The sequence below is a fragment of the uncultured Flavobacterium sp. genome (assembly GCF_963925415.1).
Lineage (GTDB): Bacteria > Bacteroidota > Bacteroidia > Flavobacteriales > Flavobacteriaceae > Flavobacterium.
On sequence record NZ_CAWUTS010000013.1, the window covers coordinates 1 to 16,973 of the forward strand.

Annotated in this window: 16 protein-coding genes and 1 tRNA gene; 13 read left to right on the forward strand and 4 right to left on the reverse strand. The window is 32.2% G+C overall.

The window, feature by feature from the left end; all coding sequences use genetic code 11:
• On the forward strand, positions 1–190 hold a 190-nt coding region (locus tag AABM47_RS00880; RefSeq protein ID WP_338409034.1), incomplete at its 5' end, for a type I restriction-modification enzyme R subunit C-terminal domain-containing protein.
• 106 nt (positions 191–296) lie between these two features.
• Here the strand turns inward: AABM47_RS00880 and AABM47_RS00885 are convergent.
• From AABM47_RS00885 to AABM47_RS00895, 3 genes are all read right to left on the reverse strand, one after another.
• Positions 297–370: transfer RNA gene (locus AABM47_RS00885), tRNA-Asn, on the reverse strand.
• Between the two features lie 111 nt (positions 371–481).
• Positions 482–1,807, reverse strand: coding sequence for an RIP metalloprotease RseP (rseP, locus tag AABM47_RS00890; protein ID WP_338409035.1), 1,326 nt, complete (start codon positions 1,805–1,807; stop codon positions 482–484).
• Positions 1,808–1,881: 74 nt separating this feature from the next.
• Positions 1,882–3,822 (reverse strand): M1 family aminopeptidase, encoded by a 1,941-nt coding sequence (locus tag AABM47_RS00895; RefSeq protein ID WP_338409036.1) that lies wholly within the window; start codon positions 3,820–3,822, stop codon positions 1,882–1,884.
• A 155-nt stretch (positions 3,823–3,977) separates the two neighbouring features.
• Here AABM47_RS00895 and serS point away from each other — a divergent pair, with 155 nt between their 5' ends.
• The 10 genes from serS (at position 3,978) to AABM47_RS00945 (ending at position 13,032) form a co-directional block, all read left to right on the forward strand.
• Positions 3,978–5,249, forward strand: coding sequence for a serine--tRNA ligase (gene serS / locus AABM47_RS00900; protein ID WP_338409037.1), 1,272 nt, complete (start codon positions 3,978–3,980; stop codon positions 5,247–5,249).
• A 76-nt stretch (positions 5,250–5,325) separates the two neighbouring features.
• Positions 5,326–7,110 carry a tetratricopeptide repeat protein gene (locus AABM47_RS00905; RefSeq protein WP_338409038.1) on the forward strand — a complete coding sequence of 595 codons (1,785 nt, stop codon included), beginning with the start codon at positions 5,326–5,328 and terminating at the stop codon, positions 7,108–7,110.
• Between the two features lie 25 nt (positions 7,111–7,135).
• Positions 7,136–7,459, forward strand: a complete 324-nt coding sequence (locus AABM47_RS00910) for a DUF4286 family protein (protein ID WP_338409064.1) — start codon at positions 7,136–7,138, stop codon at positions 7,457–7,459.
• 37 nt (positions 7,460–7,496) lie between these two features.
• The gene (gene rsmA, locus AABM47_RS00915; RefSeq protein WP_338409039.1) at positions 7,497–8,273 is read left to right on the forward strand and encodes a 16S rRNA (adenine(1518)-N(6)/adenine(1519)-N(6))-dimethyltransferase RsmA; all 777 of its coding nucleotides are present in this window, start codon (positions 7,497–7,499) and stop codon (positions 8,271–8,273) included.
• Positions 8,263–9,615 (forward strand): magnesium transporter, encoded by a 1,353-nt coding sequence (gene mgtE / locus AABM47_RS00920; RefSeq protein WP_338409040.1) that lies wholly within the window; start codon positions 8,263–8,265, stop codon positions 9,613–9,615. The genes rsmA and mgtE overlap by 11 nt, the downstream gene beginning before the upstream one ends.
• 160 nt (positions 9,616–9,775) lie before the next feature.
• Entirely contained in the window at positions 9,776–10,735 is a 960-nt protein-coding gene (locus AABM47_RS00925) for a 2-hydroxyacid dehydrogenase (protein ID WP_338409041.1), read from the forward strand.
• 335 nt (positions 10,736–11,070) lie between these two features.
• Positions 11,071–11,409 (forward strand): TM2 domain-containing protein, encoded by a 339-nt coding sequence (locus AABM47_RS00930; protein ID WP_338409042.1) that lies wholly within the window; start codon positions 11,071–11,073, stop codon positions 11,407–11,409.
• Positions 11,410–11,412: 3 nt separating this feature from the next.
• On the forward strand, positions 11,413–11,817 hold the full coding sequence (locus AABM47_RS00935) for a DUF2752 domain-containing protein (RefSeq protein WP_338409043.1): 405 nt from the start codon (positions 11,413–11,415) through the stop codon (positions 11,815–11,817).
• Entirely contained in the window at positions 11,814–12,260 is a 447-nt protein-coding gene (locus tag AABM47_RS00940) for a hypothetical protein (RefSeq protein ID WP_338409044.1), read from the forward strand. Before AABM47_RS00935 ends, AABM47_RS00940 begins: the two co-directional genes overlap by 4 nt.
• Entirely contained in the window at positions 12,244–13,032 is a 789-nt protein-coding gene (locus AABM47_RS00945; protein ID WP_338409045.1) for a M48 family metallopeptidase, read from the forward strand. Before AABM47_RS00940 ends, AABM47_RS00945 begins: the two co-directional genes overlap by 17 nt.
• Before the next feature lie 160 nt (positions 13,033–13,192).
• On the opposite strand, the gene AABM47_RS00950 is transcribed toward AABM47_RS00945, so the two are convergent.
• A complete protein-coding gene (locus AABM47_RS00950; protein WP_338409046.1) occupies positions 13,193–14,986 on the reverse strand; it encodes a lysophospholipid acyltransferase family protein in 1,794 nt (597 codons plus the stop codon).
• 171 nt (positions 14,987–15,157) lie between these two features.
• Here AABM47_RS00950 and AABM47_RS00955 point away from each other — a divergent pair, with 171 nt between their 5' ends.
• Together AABM47_RS00955 and AABM47_RS00960 are read left to right on the forward strand one after the other, a co-directional pair.
• The gene (locus AABM47_RS00955; RefSeq protein WP_338409047.1) at positions 15,158–15,919 is read left to right on the forward strand and encodes an exodeoxyribonuclease III; all 762 of its coding nucleotides are present in this window, start codon (positions 15,158–15,160) and stop codon (positions 15,917–15,919) included.
• Positions 15,920–15,973: 54 nt separating this feature from the next.
• A complete protein-coding gene (locus AABM47_RS00960; RefSeq protein WP_338409048.1) occupies positions 15,974–16,936 on the forward strand; it encodes an OmpA family protein in 963 nt (320 codons plus the stop codon).
• Positions 16,937–16,973 lie beyond the last annotated feature (37 nt).

Here is a 16,973-nt window from a genome sequence, read left to right on the forward strand (position 1 = left end):
CCAGATGACATTTATACAAAATATCATATCCTACTTAACAAAGAATGGTACAATTGAACCAAGTATGTTATTTGAGCCTCCATTTACTGATATGAATGACCAAGGATTAATGGGAATTTTTGAAGATAGTGATGCTCACAAAGTGATAAACATTATAGAACGCATTAATGAAAATGCAATGATAGGGTAAACAGGAAAAATAAATTAACTGCCAGACAAGTGCAAGATAATACTATTTTTTACTAAATTTGGGTAATGTATAAACAAAAAAGTCCAACATTTCTGTTGGACTTTTGCTCCCTCTCTTGGGCTCGAACCAAGGACCCTCTGATTAACAGTCAGATGCTCTAACCAACTGAGCTAAGAAGGAAACTGTGTATGTATGCTTTTTTATTGCTTCAAATTTAAAAGAGTTTTATCTCTTTTTGCGAGTGCAAATATAGCACACAATATGAGTTTTACAAACTTTTTTTAATTTTTTTTAAAATAATTTATCTGCGATCAATTGATAAATATCCTTACCAAAAGTTAAAGCCATTAAAGTCAGCAAGATAATCATTCCGAAGGTTTGAACTCGCTCGGCTGCTTTTATACTTAAAGTTTTACCTGTTATCATTTCAACAATAGTAAATAGAGCATGTCCACCATCTAACCCCGGTATGGGTAATAGATTTATAAACGCTAAACCTATTGAAAATAAAGCCGTAAAATTCCATATAAACTCCCAGTTCCATTCATCGGGTAATATACGTGCAATACCTACCGGGCTTTTTACTTGTTTGTAAGCTTCCGTTTTTGGGCTTAATATTAATTTAAACTGCTTTACATTATATACCAATAATTGCCACGCCTCTTTTGCAGCGGCAGGGGCTGCTTGCGCCAAGCTTAATTTGTTAGTTGTTTTATAATCTGTTGTGTCTTTTGAAGTAGGCGTAAAGCCAATTTTACCTTCCTTATCTACTAATGTTTTTATTGATAAAGGGTTTCCATTTCTTAAAACATCAATAGCAATTGTGTCATTTTTATGATTTAAAATTTCATTTGTAAATTTGTCATAAAAGAGATATTTAGTACCATTAATTCCAATTAAAAGGTCATCTTTTTTTAATCCAGCTTTAAAAGCGTTTGAATTAGGAATTACCGAATCTATAGCAAAACTAATCATTCTTGCGTAAGCAAAACGCTTTCCTTCTTTGCTAATAATTTCACCTTTTTGCTCTTCGGTTAAAACTAACTCTATGTTTTTTCCTTCGCGTTCTATTTCTATTTTATCGCTCAATAAAACATCAATAACAAGCCAATTAAACTTAGGTTGCAATTTTCCGTCTACTGATATAATTTTATCCCCGTCTTGAAACCCTACGCTTTTACCAACTTCTCCAATAGATAAGCCGTTTTTTTGTATCGCTTCTGTAGAAATGTATTTTTGTCCTACGGTTGAAAACATTACAAAATAAATAAACCAAGCTAAAATAATATTTACTATAATTCCACCCAACATAATTATTAAGCGCTGCCATGCTGGTTTGGCTCTAAATTCCCATTCTTGTGGTTCGCTATTCATTTGTTCTGTGTCCATACTTTCGTCTATCATTCCCGAAAGTTTAACATATCCACCAATAGGCAACCAGCCAATACCCCATTCTGTATCTCCAATTTTTTTCTTAACTATCGAAAAACCAGCATCCATAAAAAGATAAAATTTTTCAACGCGTACTTTAAATAATTTAGCCGTTATATAATGACCAAACTCATGAAGAATAACTAATACCGATAATATAAAAAGAATTTGTGCTAATTGAATCATTTGTATATTTAATTTTTTTAAAACACAAAAGTAAGTTTTTCACTTTACTAAATGCAATTATTTTTTAAAAGGATTTATTTTTTTAATAGATTTTTAACTACAATTCCTTTATTGGTATAAATTTTTGCAATAAATATTCCTGCAGATAAATTTTCAATCGAAAAAAGAGCTGTGTTTTTTTGTAAAACCAACTGACCAATTGTATTATATAGCTCAATTTTTTCAAGTGAAACGGTATCAGACAAAATTACTTCAAAAAAAGAACTTGCCGGATTTGGCATTAAATAAATAGATTCTTGTAAGTCAAAAGCAGCAGTTGCTAGTGTGGCAGAATTATTTTTTGAAATAAGATGTTTGTTGGGGTCAAATTCTATTCCGGTTACTACAAAAGAAACGGCTACAATAAATGGCTGGCCATTTGAAGTGTTTTCTAAAGTAGTGTTTAAAACTTGACCAGCAGCACCTGTTAAGCGTATTTCTATAGGCATTTTAAAAAAAGAAACACTCGAATGTGATTGTGTTTGATTGACCGTAATTTGAACTTGACTTGAATTTATGGCTGTCGCATTTATAATATAAGATGGATAGCCCTGATTATAAATCCAATCATTAAAAAAATCTGTTAAAGAACTACCATAAACTGCTTCTAAATGTGTTTGTAAATTTGGTGTTAAGGCATAAGCATAAGCCAAACTAGAATCGTTTAAATAATTTCGTAAAGCCTCAAAAAACATATCATCTCCCATTTTCCATCGAAGCATTTCTAGAACCATTGCGCCTTTTTTATATGACAACCGACTGCTGAAAATTCGATTTACGCTTTCGGCCTCTATTGCTGTCAAATATACGGCACCATCTGCTTGAGATGTTATGCTGTTTATCATATTATTTTTGTCCAACACAAAGGCAGTATTTCCATCTAGGTTTTCAATAACTATTGATGCTAAATACGTAGCAAATCCTTCATTTAACCAAATATCCCTCCATGATCCGCATGTTACTTTGTCACCAAACCATTGATGGGCCATTTCATGCGCTATCAAACTTCTACTATAGAAACCTGAGCTGTTTGCCGACATAAATGACACAGTTGTATGCTCCATTCCGCCACCCCATCCAAACTGAGCGTGGCCATATTTTTCATTTCTAAAGGGATAAGGGGAAAAGTTAGCTTCGTAAAAATTAAGGATAGTAGGTGTTATTGCAACACTTGATATATTATTAGTTGCCGTTTCTGGATACATGTAATTTACAATAGGAAAAAAGGGGCTAGAGGCCGTTCCTAATCCACCTTGTTGATTGTATACTTGATAATTCGTAACGGCAAAAGCTATCAAATAGGCAGGTATAGGATAACCATGATGAAAATGAGTAGTTTTGTTTGAACCCAAAATAGTTTGTAATACTTCTAGTCCGTTTGAAACACTTGTATATTGTGAGGGTGCAGTAATATATACATCGATACTGTCTATTTTATCATTTAAATCTTGTTTACAAGGCCACCAGTCTCTTGCTCCAAAGGGCTCTGATAAAGTCCAAATTACTGGCGTATCATTATGGGTTGTGCTCACAAAAGAACCAAAACCATTGCTTTCGGGAGGCCCTGAGTAAGCAATAACAACAGTAGCACTAGCACCTGTTGTTATAGGGGAAGAAAAATTAACGATTAGTTCTTTTGTAGCACTTTGCGAAAAAGTTAACGATTCTCCATTTTTAGTAACAGAACTTACAGTCATGGAGTTACTCATGTCAAAGGTTATAAAACTCATATCGGCTAAAGCCGTAAAAGTAGTTGTTACATATCCACTAATAGCATATACCGCAGGGTCAACCGATAAGTTTAATTCATGATATGTAATGTCATAATTTTGAGTATTGGGATTTACAGTTGTATTTTGAATTTTTGCAGCGGCTTTCATTTCAGCCTCAACCATATCATCAAAGGCATTAGTTTGGGTTTGAGCAAATGTTATTAAACTAATTATCAACACAATAACAAATATTATTTTTTTCATTTTTTGATCATTTTATTCAAAAGTATTACTTTTAATTTTTAATCTTCAAGTTTTTCATAATTTTGATAAACACAAAATTAATTAAGAACTGTTTTGTGCTATTTTTAGCATCTAAACTTTCATTTTTATACATTTGCAATCTTAAATCTATCACTATGTTACAAATACAATTTATTAGAGAAAACAAGCAAGAAGTCGTTACTCGATTGGCAAAAAAAAACATGGATGCGCTTTCGATAGTCGAATCTATTATTAACTTAGATGAAAAAAGAAGATCATCTCAAGTTGCGTTAGACACCATTCTTGCCGAATCCAATAAAGTGTCTAAGGATATTGGTGATTTAATGCGGAAGGGTGAAAAAGCGAAAGCCGAAATACTTAAAGAAAAAACAACACAGTTTAAAAATCAAGTTAAAGATTTAAACGAAGCAATAAACGAAACGGCATTAAAATTAGAAGAGGAATTATATAAATTACCTAATCTTCCTGCAGATAGCGTTCCCTTTGGAAAAACTCCAGACGAAAATTTAAATGTTTTTGAACATGGAGAAATTCCAAAATTACATGATGGGGCTTTGCCTCATTGGGATTTAATAAAAAAATATGACATCATAGATTTTGAATTGGGCACAAAAATTACGGCACCAGGATTTCCTGTTTATAAAGGAAAAGGGGCCAAACTGCAACGGGCTTTAATTTCTTATTTTTTAGATAAAAATATTGATGCCGGTTATTTGGAATATCAAGTGCCTCATTTAGTAAACGAAGCTTCGGCATATGGAACAGGGCAACTGCCTGATAAAGAAGGTCAAATGTATCACGATGCTAAAGACAATTTATATTTAATTCCAACAGCGGAAGTTCCGGTAACCAACATTTTTAGAGATGTTATTCTTCAAGAAAGCGAATTACCAGTTTTAGCCACAGGCTACACACCCTGCTTTAGAAGAGAAGCTGGTTCATGGGGGGCTCACGTTCGTGGTTTAAATCGTTTACACCAATTTGATAAAGTTGAGATTGTTAGAATTGAACATCCTGATAATTCGTACCAAGCGTTAGAAAAAATGGTAGAACATGTAAAAGAAATATTAAACGAGCTTCAATTGCCGTATCGAATTCTTCGTTTATGTGGTGGAGATATGGGTTTTGCCTCAGCTTTAACATACGATTTTGAATTGTATTCAACAGCACAAGAACGATGGTTAGAAATTAGTTCGGTTTCTAATTTTGAAACGTTTCAGGCTACTAGATTAAAATTGCGTTTCAAAGACAAAGAGGGTAAAAACCAATTGGCACATACCTTAAACGGAAGTGCCTTGGCATTGCCAAGAATTTTAGCCGGAATTTTAGAAAACTATCAAACACCACAAGGGATAATAATTCCAGAAGTGTTGAGAAGATATACAGGTTTTGATATTATTGACTAATAAAAATTGAAACTTTATAAAAACAATGGATTAAAATGACTTATAAAATGGTATTTTAGTACATTATTTATTTCCTATGAAGCTAATCATCATCACATTTTTAATATTAATAACTCAAATGGCGTCCGCTCAAAGTGTTGACTTGGCGAACAATTATTTTGATAATGGCGCATACGACAAAGCCATTTCTATTTATGAAGAATTACTAGAAAAAACCCCAAGAAATTCTTTTTTTTTAGAAAAATTAATTACCTGTTATCAGCAGTTAACACAATATGACAAAGCTGAGAAGGCTATTTTAATAAATATAAAAACCAATATGTCGCCTAATTTATTCGTTGAATTAGGATATAATTTTCAGTTGCAAAAAAATGAAACTAAGGCCATAGAAAATTACAACTTAGCCCTTAATCAAGTAGAACTACAATCAAATTACGCATATACTATAGCTTCTATTTTTGAAAAAAAATCCCTCTTAGACTGGGCTATAAAATCCTATGACCTTGGCAAAAAAGGCAATCCAAATTTAAACTTTGATTTTCAAATAGCCCTACTCAATGGGCAAATGGGCAATTTAGAAATAATGGTCGAAAAGCTACTAGATTTTGCCTATAATAGTAAAGAAAATCAAGGAAATACAATATTAGTTCAAAACCAATTAACCCGGTTTATAGGAGAAGATACAAATGAAAATTTTTCAAATTTCATTAAAAAAGCACTGTTAAGGCGTGTTCAAAAAGACCAAGACATTTATTGGAATGCATTTTTGAGTTGGTATTTTGTGCAACAAAAAGAGTATGCAAAAGCATTTACACAAGAAAAAGCTATTTATAAAAGGTTTCCCGCAGGTTTTTATAATATTGTAAGTTTGGCTAAATTTGCCATAGAAGAAAAAGAAGGGGAAACCGCTAAAATCATTTTAGAATTTATTTTAGAAAACACTCAGGATATTGAATTGCAAATTGAGGCTCATTATTTTTTGATATCCATGCAAATTGAAGAAGCTACAGAAAAAGACTATAATTCAATTCAAGCCATTGTTGAAAATTTAATAAAACAATATGGTATTTCTCCATACACCCTTCAATTGCAAGTGTTGTCTGCTCATTTTGATGCGTTTTATTTAAAACAATTTGATAAAGCAAAAACGACTTTAGACACTGCAATGACCTTAAAAATTTCTCCAAGACAATCCAGTGAAGTCAAAATGGAATTGGCTGATATTTTGGTGTTAAACGAAAAATTTAATCAAGCTATTTTGTATTATGCACAAATTTCAGAAGAATTAAAAAACGACGAAAAAGCGCACGAAGCCACCATGAAAATGGCCACAACAAGTTATTACAAACAAGATTTTGATTGGGCTTTTCAACAAGTAAAAGTATTAAAGCAGTCGTCAAGTTTGTTGATAGCAAATGATGCCATAGCTTTGTTTTTATTAATTAGTGATAATTTTGCTGAAGACAGTACAAGAGTGGCCTTAAAGGCATTTTCAAAAGCCGATTTGATGTTGTACCAAAACAAAAATGATTTGGCTTTAGTGCAATTTTTATCTGTTTTACAAAAGTACAAAGGCGATACTATTGAAGACGAAACCTTATTTAAAATTGCTCAAATTTACGAAAATAAAAAAGCGCATACCGATGCTTTACGGTATTATAAAATCATATTAGATAACCATTCTGATGGTATTTATGTAGACGAAGCCTTGTTTTATTCAGCAGAAATATATCGCAAATATTTAAAGGAGAACGAAAAAGCCAAGGCCTTGTATGAAAAAATGATTTTTGAGCATGCTGACAGCATTTATTTTACAGAATCAAGAAAACAATTTAGGCTGTTACGCGGTGATTCTATTTGACATCAAAACCAAAATAAAAATGAATATGATTATATATAACGTTACCATAAACATCGACCATTCTATTCACCAAAAGTGGATGCAGTGGATGCAAAACAAACATATTGAAGATGTTTTAGCCACCGGATTATTTAACCACGCACGACTGGTAAAAGTTTTGGTTGAAGAAGATGAAGGGGTAACTTATTCGGTTCAGTATTTTACTGACTCAAAAGACAAATTAAATGATTATTACAAAAATTATGCGCCAAAATTAAGACAAGAGGGCCTGCAGCTTTTTGGCGATAAAATGCTTACTTTTAGAACAGAACTAGAGGTTTTGAATGAGTATTTTCATTCTGAAAATTAACAAAATTTTTTTAAACCTTAACTCTTAACACCCAACAATGTCAGTAAAACCAAAAAAACACTTAGGTCAACATTTCTTAAAAGACGAATCCATCTCAAAAAACATTGCAGATGCATTGAGCTATTCGGGTTACTCCAAAACAATAGAAGTTGGACCAGGAATGGGAGTATTGACAAAATACCTGTTGGAAAAACCCACCGAAACCTATGTAATAGAAATCGACACAGAATCGGTAGCATATTTACAAGCCCATTATTTAAATTTAGCCGATAAAATCATATCAAAAGATTTTTTAAAATATGATTTAAATGAAATTTTTAAAGGAGAACAATTTGCTATTATTGGCAATTTTCCTTACAACATTTCAACACAAATTGTTTTTAAAGCTTTAGAAATGAGGAATCAAGTTCCTGAATTTGCAGGAATGTTTCAAAAAGAAGTCGCCCAGCGTATCTGCGAAAAAAAAGGGAGTAAAGTATACGGAATATTATCGGTACTAACGCAAGCTTTCTTTGAAGCGGAGTACTTATTTACGGTTCCACCAACAGTTTTTGATCCTCCACCAAAAGTAGATTCTGGTGTGTTGCGTTTAACACGAAAAGCTAATTATAGCTTGCCTTGTGACGAAAAATTATTTTTTAGAGTAGTTAAAACGGCCTTCAATCAAAGAAGAAAAACACTACGAAATAGTTTAAAATCATTCGCTTTTACAGATAATTTAAAAGAAGATGTTATCTTTGACCTAAGGCCCGAACAACTTTCAGTAGACCAGTTTATATATATTACACAAAAAATAGAAGCCGATGGAATTTAAAATCAGCAAAGAATTTATTGCTCAAATAGAGCAACTTATTAGTGAAAACAAGTCGCAAGAGCTACACGACCTGCTTTTAGACGTTCACTTTGCTGATATTGCCGAAATCATGGACGAGCTTGACAGTCATGAAGCTGGCTATATTTTTAACGCTTTAGATTCTGAAAAAACGGCCGAAATTTTATTAGAATTAGATGATGATGTTCGAGAAAAAATTCTTTTTAACCTTTCGCCAAAAGAAATTGCCGAGGAACTAGACGAGTTAAGTACCGATGATGCTGCTGATATTATTGCCGAACTTTCTAACGAAAAAAAACAACAAGTAATATCGGAGCTTGATGACGTTGAACATGCTAAAGACATTGTTGATTTATTGCGTTATGACGAAGATTCTGCCGGAGGTTTAATGGCAAAAGAGCTGGTAAAAGTTAACGAAAACTGGAACGTACTTACTTGTGTCAAAGAAATGCGCGCTCAAGCCGAAAACGTAAAACGAGTTCACTCTATATATGTTGTAGATGATGAGAACCGTTTAAAAGGAAGACTTTCTCTTAAAGATTTATTAACTACTTCTACAAAAACACCAATTGGTGATATATATATTCCAAAAGTTGATTATGTAAAGGTTGATACAGAGAATGTTGAGGTTGCCCGAATTATGCAAAAGTATGATCTGGAAGCTATTCCGGTTATTGACGAATTGGGCCGCCTTGTTGGCCGCATTACCATTGATGACATTGTCGATGTAATCAAAGAAGAAGCAGATAAAGATTACCAATTAGCAGCGGGTATCTCACAAGATGTAGAAGCAGATGACAGTATTTTAGAACTTACAAAAGCGCGTTTGCCTTGGTTGGTATTGGCTCTTTTTGGAGGATTTATTTCGGTTCATGTTTTAGGCCTATACGAATCTGTTATGGAACTAAACAAAACATTATTTTTCTTTACCCCATTAATTGCCGCCATGGCAGGTAATGTAGGAGTACAATCTTCTGCAATTATCGTTCAAGGTTTAGCAAATAACACCCTATCAGGAACTTTAATAAATCGCTTGTTGAAAGAAATTTCGTTGAGTTTGTTTAACGGTTTAATACTGGCAGTTCTGTTAATTATTGGCAGTTATTTTTTATTAGAAGTTGACTTAAAAGTAAGTTTAACAGTTGCTTTAGCCCTACTTTCGGTTATCATTATGGCTTCTTTGATAGGTACTTTTATACCTATTATTCTAGATAAATATGGTATAGACCCCGCACTTGCAACAGGGCCATTTATCACCACGAGCAATGATATATTAGGAATTATCATTTTCTTTTCCATAGCAAAATTTGTTTTGGTCTTTTAATAGCGATAGGCTTGGGCTTTATCTGCGAACCTTTTTCCTGCTGTCCATTTTATCTTTTCTTTAAAAAAAAAGAAAAGGATGCCATTACCATCAGGGCTAAAAGATAAATACGGCCGGGTTTGTAAAGGGTTCAAATAAAATTTATATTTACATAAAAAAGTTGAAACCAAATCAAATAAAAATACTTCATATCGATTCCAATCATCCTTTGCTATGGCAACAATTGGAAGATGTAGGTTTTCAAAACGAAGAGGATTTTTCTTCATCAAAAGAAGAAATTGAATCAAAAATTCATCTCTATCACGGAATAGTCATTCGAAGCCGCTTTAAAATCGATAAAACATTTTTAGACAAAGCAACACATCTTCAATTTATTGCTCGTGTTGGAGCAGGTTTAGAAAGTATTAATTGCGATTATGCAGTTGAAAAAGGAGTCCATTTAATTGCCGCACCTGAAGGCAATAGTAATGCAGTTGGTGAACAAGCTTTGGGCATGTTATTGTCCCTTTTTAACAACCTTAACAAAGCCAGCGCAGAAGTCAAAAATGGGCAATGGAACAGAGAAGCCAATAGAGGGCACGAATTAGACGGAAAATCCGTTGGAATAATTGGCTATGGCAACATGGGAAAAGCCTTTGCCAAAAAATTAAAAGGTTTTGATGTAGAGGTTTTATGTTATGACATACAAGAACATGTAGGAGATGTTAATGCAAAACAAGTTAGTTTACAACAGCTACAACAAAAAGCAGACGTATTAAGCTTGCACATTCCTTGGACACCAGAAACAGACAAAATGGTGAATACTGATTTTATAAATGCCTTTCAAAACCCTTTTTGGCTGATCAATACCGCACGCGGAAAATGTGTTGTTACAGAAGATGTAGTTCACGCTTTAAAAACAAAAAAAGTATTAGGAGCAGGTTTAGATGTTTTGGAATACGAAAAATTATCTTTTGAAAACTTGTTTGACCAAGACAGTATAAACAACAGTTTTGAATATTTGCGTCAAGCAGAAAATGTAGTATTAACACCACACATTGCAGGTTGGACTTTTGAAAGTCATCAAAAATTAGCACAAACTATAGTAGACAAAATTAAAGCAATCTATTTAAAGGCTTAGTTGTTGTAAAAGCAAAACACCCATCAGAAAATGGCAGGGGTTTTACAACAAAAAAACAAGAAGGTTTTATACAAAAGATTTTTTTTAAGTAACGCACAAAATATATTGAGCTCTCACAAAAGTATTTTATACATAATTTAGAACAGTTGATTTAAATTTACTATTAATAAAATTATAAGAAGGTGTAACTAGTATGCCTAAAATGTAGACTTAAGAATATGTATCAGAATATTAGGCTCCAAAACTTACAAAATAGAATTTTGTTAACTCAAATATTCAGTTTTTAAATAATTTTACTATATTAGTATGCTAATAAAAACCTAAACTAAAAAAAAATGGATTCACAAAAAGTAGATATGTTTATGATGACTAATGCCAAATTCTTTGAAGGACATCAATTGCAATATGTAAGAGAAAAAGTATTAGCCATGGATGAAGATAAATGGGTTAGCCTTCAATTTATTCAATTTAAAGACCCTACAACAGCCTTGTTGATTTCTATTTTTGCAGGGGTTTATGGTATTGACCGTTTTTATATTGGCGATACCGGAATGGGTGTTGGAAAATTACTAACATGTGGAGGGTTTGGTGTTTGGGCAATTGTAGATTGGTTTCTAATTCAGGGTGCTACCAAAGATAAAAACATGGAACAATTTAACCAAGCATTCATGTAATAAATGAAAAAAAACAAGTTATATCTGTTTATACTAGTAGCTTGTTTTTCAGGATACTCTTGGTTAATTTTTTCAACAAAAATCAGTCAACAGAATAAATTTACGCCCTGTGTTTTTAAAAACATCACCCATCTTTCATGTCCATCTTGTGGTACAACAAGAGCAGTGATAGCAGTTTCAAAAGGTGATTTTTTATCGGCACTTGTTATTAATCCGTTTGGGCTTGTTGTTGCAGGAATTATGTTGGTTTGTCCGTTTTGGATTTCTTATGATTACATGTTAAAAAAAGACTCATTGCATCAGTTTTACCTAAAATCAGAAACCATACTTCAAAAGAAAAAAGTATATATTCCATTACTTATTTTAGTGCTTTTAAATTGGATTTGGAACATAAATAAAAATCTATGATTACAAACGGAACCTTTGGTTACGCTCCTCACAATTCAGAAATGGAACGCGCATCTAACAGTTATTTAATGTCGTTAGTTGCTGTTATAGTTGGCTTGCCCTTGCCTATTTTTAATTTGTTGGCCACTTTTTTCTTTTACTTGGGCAATAAAAACAGCACAGCCTTTGTAAAGTGGCATTGTATGCAAGCCTTATTGTCTCAATTAGGCTTATTTGTTTTTAATTCAGCTGGGTTTTGGTGGACTATATCTGTTATTTTTCAGGAAGAAAAAGCCACAAATTGTTATTTTGCTTATATGATAACGATAGTTCTTTTTAATTTAATTGAATTTATAGGAACGTTAATTTTAGCAACAAGAACAAGAAAAGGACAACATCCCGAATTATTTTTCTTTTCAGACATTACGAACTTAATTTGTAAAAAAAATGAAGATATTAAGTAGAGGAATTGCAATACTAATTGCTTTTTTTGGCATTTGGCTGTTGCTTGCCCAAGTAGATTTTGTAACTTTTTTTAAAATAAAAGAAATTAAATCGGGTACAGAAAGCAGTATTGGTAATTTAATATGGAAACAATTAAAACGAACCGAAGACATCATATATAACGATTCTATCGTTGCTGCTTTAGATTCTTTGTTATTGCCATTGTGTGAAGAAAATTTTATTGAAAGAGACAGTTTAAAAGTTCATATTATTGATAAGGATGAAATTAATGCTTTTGCTATGCCAGATAATCATTTGGTTGTGTACACAGGATTAATAGAAGCTTCTAAAAACGAACAAGCATTGTTGGGAGTTTTAGGTCATGAAATTGCTCATTTAGAAGGCAATCATGTCATGAAAAAGTTGTCTAAAGAAATTGGTTTTTCGGTTTTATTATCAATCACAGGAGCAAATGCTAGTGTTATCAAAGAAGTAATTAGTTCGTTAAGTTCGTCTGCTTATGATAGAAGTTTAGAGCAAGAAGCAGATTTAAAAAGTGTTGAATACATGATGAATGCGAGTATTGATCCAAGACCTTTTGCCGATTTTATGTATGAATTATCTATTGACAACGAATTGCACAAATATACGTATTGGATTTCAACACATCCAGAATCTGAAGCTAGAGCCAAATACATTTTAAACAAGATTAAAGGTAAAAAAATAAAGTCAACTCAAATCCTATCAGATAAAAGTTGGGCAAGGTTTAAAAAGCAGATAGAAGATAATTAAACAAGCATAGCTTTTAAAACGATTAGATAATTTATCCCTTTGGGATTTATATTTTTAAATATCGTACTGTTTTATTAGCTATAATTTAATACACAGATAAAATTATATTTCTCAGCACAAATTAAAATTAGATACTTTTACCAACAATTAATTTTGAACTTTATTCTTTGCGTTCCAATTCTGCTTGAAATTCTTCCATTACCGGCTTAACGGTGCTTTCAGGTAAATCTGCGATTCTAATATACATCAAACCGTCTACGGCATTGTTAAACAAAGGGTCTACATTAAAAGCTACCACACGGGCGTTTTGTTTGATGTACTTTTTAATTAAAACAGGTAAACGAAGATTTCCAGGTTCAATTTCATCTATAATTTTGTCAAATTTGATTAAATCGGCTTCTGTTTCATTGAATACAAAATCTTTATCGGCATCTTTTAGCTTAACTTTATATTCTTTTTTAGGATGAATATATTGTGCAATATAAGGATCATAATAATGCGACTTCATAAATTCAATCATCAAAGATTTTGAAAAATCAGAAAATTGGTTGCTTATACTGACACCGCCAATTAAATATTTATGTTCAGGATTACGAAGTGTGGTGTGTACTATTCCTTTCCAAAGCAAGAACAGCGGCATCGGTTTTTGTTGGTATTCTTTGATCACAAAAGCCCTGCCCATTTCAATTGACTTGCTCATCATGTCATGTAATTCAGGTTCAAAGCGAAACAATTCTTGCAAATAAAAACCATCAATACCATATTTAGGATAAATATGCGCCCCTAAACCCATTCTATATGCTCCTGCAATTAGCTTTGTATCACTGTCCCACAAAAACATATGGTGATAGTATTTATCAAATTTATCTAAATCAATAGATTCATTGGTACCTTCTCCTATTTCTCTAAATGTTATTTCGCGCAAACGACCAAGTTCGTGTAGAATGTTCGGAATTTTATCTGCAGTTATAAAATAAACTTCATAATTTTTACTTTGAAGCAAACGGGCCCCATTTTCCAAACAATAAGCAACTTCCTCAACGATTTGTTCATGATTCGCTGGTAAAACAATTTTTTTTGGTGGTTTTGGACCGCTAAGATTTAAGTTGGGCGCTTTTAAAAAAGGAGCATCTTTTTCAAAGGCATTAGAAAGCATATATGTTTTTTTTCTCAAAAACTCACCATACGATACAATAGATTCAAATTCATTTTGTTCGTTAATTGAAATTGCTTTTCCTATTCGAACTTTAATTACTCTGTTTTTTTGTGTTAAAACTTCACTGGGCAACTTAGCAGTTCTAAATGTGTCATTTAGTTTGGATAAAAAATAAAAAATTCTGCTGTTTTTAGCATGAAAATAGATAGGTATTACAGGAACATTTGCTTTTTTGATAAGTTTTATAGCGCCTTCTTCCCAAGGCTTATCTACAACTAATTTGCCATCTCTGTATGTTGAAACTTCTCCAGCTGGAAAAATTCCAAGTGGTTTTCCGTCTTTTAAATGGCGAAGCGCATCTTTTATGCCGTTTACACTAGATTTAGCATCTTTGTGATTTTCAAAAGGATTAACAGGCATAATATAAGACTTAATAGGCTCAATTCTATGTAATAAAAAATTGGCTATTATCTTAAAATTAGGTTCTTTTTCTAACATTATTTTTAACAGCAACATGCCGTCAACTCCCCCTAACGGGTGATTAGAAATAGTGATATAAGCTCCATCTTTTGGCAATCGTTTATAATCTTCTTCAGGAATTTCAAATTTAATTTTTAAATCAGAACTTAAAGCATCTAAAAAAGCAATATCTTTTAAATGTTTATTTCTATTATAAATTTTATTGAGTGTACTTATTTTGGTAAGCTTCATCAGAATCCAACCTGAAAAAGTTCCAAATAAGCCATATTTATCCAGTTTAATAGCTTTAGCCACTTCTTTAGCCGTAACAAGTCCCATTTATCAATGTGTTTTTAAGCAAGCAACAAATATATGCAAAACTAATGAATTCAAAAATTATATTTAACATATGCTAACAAATAACACTGCTTATAACGATGTTAATAAATATATAAATGAGTTTCGTATAAAGCTAGCTTTTTAGTACTTTTGAAATTAATTAAATAAATCATGAAAATAATTTCATATAACGTAAACGGCATAAGAGCAGCTATTACAAAAGGGCTTTTAGATTGGTTAAAACAAGCAGCTCCGGATGTTATTTGTTTACAAGAAATTAAAGCCAATTCAGATCAAATACCAACAGAAGAAATTACAAACGCAGGCTATCCTTTTCAGTATTATTTTTCAGCTCAAAAAAAAGGATATAGTGGTGTTGCAGTATTAAGTAAAACTAAGCCAAACCATATAGAATACGGCACTGGAATAGAGCATATGGATTTTGAAGGGCGTGTAATACGGGTAGATTTTGATACAATTTCAATTATGAGTTTGTATTTACCCTCCGGATCTAACTTAGAACGCTTGGAACATAAGTTTATGTTTATGGACGATTTTAAAAACTATATTGACAATTTAAAAATAACTATTCCTAATTTAGTTATTTGTGGCGATTATAACATTTGCCACCAAGCCATAGATATTCATAACCCACTACAAAATAAAAACACATCAGGTTTCTTGCCACGTGAACGTACTTGGATTGACCAATTAATTAAATCGGGTTTTATAGATACGTTTAGGCACTATAATAAAGAACCACACCAATACAGTTGGTGGAGTTATAGAGCTGGCGCCAGAGGCAACAATAAAGGATGGAGATTAGATTATTGTTTGGCTAATGAAACTTTAGAAAAAAGATTTTCTCGCGCTTATATTTTAACAGAAGCAAAACATTCTGATCATTGTCCAGTAGTATTAGAATTAGATTAAATAATAAATTAAAACAAGCTCCCAATATTTTGGGGTCTCATAAAAAATAAAAAAATGATAAAAAAACTTGCATTAGCCACTTTGGTAGTTACGTTAACGTCTTCTTGTGTTTCAAAAAAAATTTATTCTGATTTAGAAAATAAATTTGCAGATGTAAAAAAAGAACGCAATAATTTGTCTGACGAAAACAGAGCATTAACTACAGATAAAAACAATCTAGACTTACAAGTAAAAGGCTTACAATCAAAGTTAGATTCAACAAAATCAGAACGCGATAAATTAGCCAATGATTACGCGGCTTCTAAAAAAAATTATGACAATTTAAAAGCGTCTTATGATGCCTTAGAAAAAGACAGCAATAAGGCTTTAGCAGAAAATATTCAAAAAAACAGAGCTTTAATTGCAGAATTAGAAGCTAAGCAAAAATCACTAAATGCAGAACAAGAGAGACTTAATCAATTAAAAGCTGAGTTAGAATTTAGCTCAAAACGTTTAAATGAGTTAGAAGAAATGATCGCAGCTAAAGATGCGGGTATGAAGGCGTTAAAAGACAACCTATCAAAGGCATTAAATGCATTTGAAGGGAAAGGATTAACGGTTGAGCAAAGAAATGGAAAAGTATATGTTTCTATGGAAAACAAATTATTGTTTGAATCAGGCAGTTGGACAGTTGGTGTCGAGGGTAAAAAAGCAGTAGCAGCATTAGGAAAAGTTTTAGCAGAAAACCCAGAAATTTCAGTACTTATTGAGGGGCATACAGATGATGATAAAATATCAGGAAATATAGATGGTGTTCAAAGCAATTGGGACTTGTCTACCAAAAGAGCTACTGCGATAGTAAATATATTAGAAGTAAATAAAACTATTGACAAAAAGAATTTAACTGCTGCGGGTCGTGGAGAATTTGCTCCAATAGCTTCAAATGAAAATCCAGATGGAAAAGCAAAAAACAGAAGGATTGAAATTATTTTAACCCCAAAATTAGATGAGATTGGCAAGTTGTTAAATGAGCTTTAAATGAGTAACAAACACAATTTTTATAAATTTTTAGGCC

Bases quoted from the DNA above. Each gene is read 5' to 3' on its own strand.
- rsmA (WP_338409039.1), top strand. From the start codon at position 7,497: ATGTCAGTAAAACCAAAAAAACACTTAGGTCAACATTTCTTAAAAGAC.
- serS (WP_338409037.1), top strand. From the start codon at position 3,978: ATGTTACAAATACAATTTATTAGAGAAAACAAGCAAGAAGTCGTTACT.
- AABM47_RS00930 (WP_338409042.1), top strand. From the start codon at position 11,071: ATGGATTCACAAAAAGTAGATATGTTTATGATGACTAATGCCAAATTC.
- mgtE (WP_338409040.1), top strand. From the start codon at position 8,263: ATGGAATTTAAAATCAGCAAAGAATTTATTGCTCAAATAGAGCAACTT.
- AABM47_RS00950 (WP_338409046.1), bottom strand. From the start codon at position 14,986: ATGGGACTTGTTACGGCTAAAGAAGTGGCTAAAGCTATTAAACTGGAT.
- AABM47_RS00960 (WP_338409048.1), top strand. From the start codon at position 15,974: ATGATAAAAAAACTTGCATTAGCCACTTTGGTAGTTACGTTAACGTCT.
- AABM47_RS00940 (WP_338409044.1), top strand. From the start codon at position 11,814: ATGATTACAAACGGAACCTTTGGTTACGCTCCTCACAATTCAGAAATG.
- AABM47_RS00910 (WP_338409064.1), top strand. From the start codon at position 7,136: ATGATTATATATAACGTTACCATAAACATCGACCATTCTATTCACCAA.
- AABM47_RS00935 (WP_338409043.1), top strand. From the start codon at position 11,413: ATGAAAAAAAACAAGTTATATCTGTTTATACTAGTAGCTTGTTTTTCA.
- AABM47_RS00895 (WP_338409036.1), bottom strand. From the start codon at position 3,822: ATGAAAAAAATAATATTTGTTATTGTGTTGATAATTAGTTTAATAACA.
- AABM47_RS00955 (WP_338409047.1), top strand. From the start codon at position 15,158: ATGAAAATAATTTCATATAACGTAAACGGCATAAGAGCAGCTATTACA.
- rseP (WP_338409035.1), bottom strand. From the start codon at position 1,807: ATGATTCAATTAGCACAAATTCTTTTTATATTATCGGTATTAGTTATT.
- AABM47_RS00905 (WP_338409038.1), top strand. From the start codon at position 5,326: ATGAAGCTAATCATCATCACATTTTTAATATTAATAACTCAAATGGCG.
- AABM47_RS00945 (WP_338409045.1), top strand. From the start codon at position 12,244: ATGAAGATATTAAGTAGAGGAATTGCAATACTAATTGCTTTTTTTGGC.